The organism is Congregibacter sp., from assembly GCF_045107095.1.
Taxonomy (GTDB): Bacteria; Pseudomonadota; Gammaproteobacteria; order Pseudomonadales; family Halieaceae; genus Congregibacter.
On the sequence record NZ_JBGCFU010000076.1, the window covers coordinates 1 to 3,481 of the forward strand.

Genomic DNA, 3,481 nt, shown 5'->3' on the forward strand with positions numbered 1-3,481 from the left:
GGAGCCACCGTCAAATACCAGCTCGTCCTGGCCCCCTACCTGATTTACATAGACCACGGCAACCCGATTGTCGCGGCATCGTTTAGCGACTAAATCCATACGCTCCTGCTGCTTCCCGCGATGGAAAGGCGACGCATTCAAATTAATCAGTAGCTCAGCGCCGGCGGAAGCAGCCTCTGCGCAAGGCCCGGGAACCCAAATATCTTCACAGATACTCAGCCCCACCTTCGTGCCCTGAATGTCAAAAACGCAGGGTTGTGAACCGGCAGTAAAGTATCGTTTCTCGTCAAAGACCTGATAGTTGGGAAGCTCGTTTTTGTGATACTCGGCTTTTAATTCTCCCTCGTGAAACACACCTGCGCAGTTGTAGAGAACATCATCCCTGCGAATGGGGTAGCCGACAATAACCCAAGCTTTTGGAGGCAGTTCCCGACACAAACGTTCGATCGAGTCGTTCACACGCTTACATAGTGCTGGCCGCAACAACAAGTCCTCTGGCGGATAGCCGGAGAGCGTTAACTCCGGAAAAACCACAACCGGCGACTCATGGCTTAGGGAAGCCTGATTTGCGATTTCAATAATCTGACTCGTGTTACCGCCAAAATCGCCCACATGAGTGTTTATCTGGGCCATCAAAATGTGCATAGAGAGTATCCAACTTTCCGGGGGCGCTATTGTCAGCGATCTGGGGCAGGCTGACTAGATGGAACGAAAACACCGATAGCACTGCTAGAATGAAGTCTTGCAATCAAAGTCACCCTAAATTGGATAGAAATCCGTGAGCAGTCCTGCCATTTTAGTTCCCCCCGGTACCATGGGATCCGAACAGAATTTGCTACTGTTCCGGATTTATCTAATCTACCGCACCGTGCTGTCGGTGGTTTTCTTGCTCCTGATTACGATTCCCGCGTCTCGTCAACTCGTGGGAGCGCAGAACCCGACTTTATATATCGCAGTAAGCAGTGTGTTTCTGTTTAGCAACATTGCCTTGCTCGGCGTTGTTGCAGCTCGATGGCAAAGCTCCAACGCGAGACTGGTGCTGCTTTTTAGCGTTGATATTGTATGCATCACGCTGTTGAGTGACGCCTCCGGTGGCATGAGCAGCGGCTTGCCGTTATTGCTGACAATCACCGTTGCCTCGAGTGCGGTTCTGATCAGCAACCGTACCGTTGCGACGCTCGTGGCCGCACTGACCGTGCTGGCTGTATTGGGAGATACCCTCCGGCTGATCTCTACAACGGATGCGGGCGTCACAGCGCTTTTCCCCGCAGGTTTGCTCGGCCTACTGTTTTTTATCGTGTCCGGCATAGTCCAACTTGTTGCCCTGAGACTGGGGCGTGTCGAGGCACTCGCTAGTGAGCGCGCGAGTGACATCTATCGCCTGCAACGACTGAATGAACAGATCGTACAGAACATGCAAACGGGGATTCTTTTGGTCGACTCCCAGAATCGTGCGAGGGTGTTAAATGCTGCAGCGGGCAGACTATTAGATCCGACCAGACCCATTGCGCTGGAGCAAGGTCGTTCTCTTGCCGACTACAGCGACGCACTTGCGAAACGGATAGAAGAGTTTCGCCGCAGCGGACGCCAAGTAGGTTCACCCTTTGAAGCGAGGGGCGATGGTGCGGAGCTCGTTGCGCGATTTCACAGTCTCGAGGGCGGTGAAGAAGACCAAATTCTGATATTCCTCGAGGACTATCGGCCGGTGGCAGCCTACGCGCAGTCTTTGAAACTCTCCTCGTTAGGACGACTAGCCGCTAGCATCGCCCACGAAATTCGCAACCCATTGGGCGCCATCAGCCACGCTTCGCAGTTACTCAACGAGTCACCAACACTGGCGCCCGACGATAAGCGAATGGTGGATATGGTGCTCACAAACAGTCAGCGGGTGAACGACATCGTAGAGAGCGTGTTGCAGATTTCGCGACGGGAACCCCCAAAGCTGGAAACACTGAAGCTCGTCGAATGGATGAGAGGCTATTCGGAGCACTATCTTAGTGCCAGAGATAACCCGGGCGAGCTTAACATTGAGTACGTCGCTCCGAATGCTTGCGTGCTCGTAGACCCTGAGCATCTACAGCGCGTACTTGATAATCTTGTCGACAACGCCATGCGGCACAGTGAGCTCGCTACCGGCGAGTGCTCCGCGGAACTGAGAATTCGAGTGGACCGCAAAAAGCGTGAGTGTGTCATTGATGTTTACGACGATGGCATAGGTGTTAGCGAGGCAGATATCCCTCGGCTCTTCGAACCGTTCTTTACGCGCAGCCAGGGCGGAAGCGGCCTTGGACTGTACCTTTGCCGGGAGCTGTGCGAACTCAATCAAGCCCGTCTCGCCTATCTACCGACCACCGAAGGTCGAAGCCGCTTTCAAATCACCATAGAGCATCAGGAGTAATCAAGTTTGAGCAGTAATCAAACCGCCCGAGTGCTTATCGTCGATGATGAGCCCGACATTCGAGAGCTTTTGGAGATCACCCTTGGCCGTATGGGCTTGGATACCGTCAGCGCCGCCAACCTCAGTGAAGCCTATCAGCTGCTGGATGACGAGAGCCCGCTTCAACTCTGCCTAACAGACATGCGTTTGCCTGACGGGAATGGCATAGAGCTGGTCGAACATATACAGGCGACGCAGCCCTCCCTCCCGGTGGCTATGATTACCGCGCACGGTAATGTTGATAGCGCTATTCGGGCATTGAAAGCCGGTGCATTCGACTTTATCAGTAAGCCTGTGGTTCTGGAAAAGCTTCGCTCTCTGATCAGCGCTGCTTTGGAACTTGATCCTATTGATGCCGCGGGAGAGCTCTCGGATGATGACGAACTCATAGGCGAGACTCCCGCAATGGATAAGCTTCGCAAGCAGATTGCCAAGCTGGCCCGAAGCCAGGCGCCTGTGCACATACGAGGCGAATCCGGCAGTGGTAAGGAAGTGGTTGCACGAAACATTCATGGCAAAGGACCAAGAGCTGCAGGCCCCTTTGTGGCCGTTAACTGCGGTGCAATACCCGCAGAACTCATTGAAAGTGAACTCTTTGGGCACCTGAAAGGGAGTTTCACAGGTGCGAGCCGTGACAAGCTCGGCTTGTTCCAAGCTGCTGAGGGCGGGACTTTGTTTTTGGACGAAGTTGCGGATTTACCGCTTCCCATGCAGGTAAAACTTTTGCGGGCGATTCAGGAAAAACGCGTGCGTCCCGTGGGCGCGAACGAGGAAGTAGCTACCGATGTGCGCTTGCTTTCCGCCACCCATAAAAGTCTCGCGAAGGAAGTTGCCGAGGGCCGGTTTCGTGAGGACCTGTTCTTTCGAGTAAACGTGATCGAACTTGAGGTCCCTAGTCTCAGAGAGAGAAAGGATGATCTGCCGGTGCTTTCACAGGCGCTCATCAAACGGATTGCAGACGCCCACCATAGCGAGGTCCCCGCTATAAGCCCTGCAGCGATCGCGACGATGAACAACTATCGATTCCCGGGCAATGTACGTGAA

3 protein-coding genes are annotated in these 3,481 nt (G+C 53.9%); 2 read left to right on the forward strand and 1 reads right to left on the reverse strand.

All coding sequences use genetic code 11. The annotated features are described in order from the left end of the window. Positions 1-645, reverse strand: a 645-nt coding sequence (locus tag AB8B76_RS11385) for a nitrilase-related carbon-nitrogen hydrolase (protein WP_405272570.1), incomplete at its 3' end; no start/stop codon positions are given. Positions 646-778: 133 nt separating this feature from the next. On the opposite strand from AB8B76_RS11385, the gene AB8B76_RS11390 reads away from it, so the two are divergent. Next, a complete protein-coding gene (locus tag AB8B76_RS11390) occupies positions 779-2,398 on the forward strand; it encodes a sensor histidine kinase (RefSeq protein WP_405272571.1) in 1,620 nt (539 codons plus the stop codon). A gap of 6 nt (positions 2,399-2,404) precedes the next feature. Next, on the forward strand, positions 2,405-3,481 hold a 1,077-nt coding region (locus tag AB8B76_RS11395), incomplete at its 3' end, for a sigma-54-dependent transcriptional regulator (protein ID WP_405272572.1).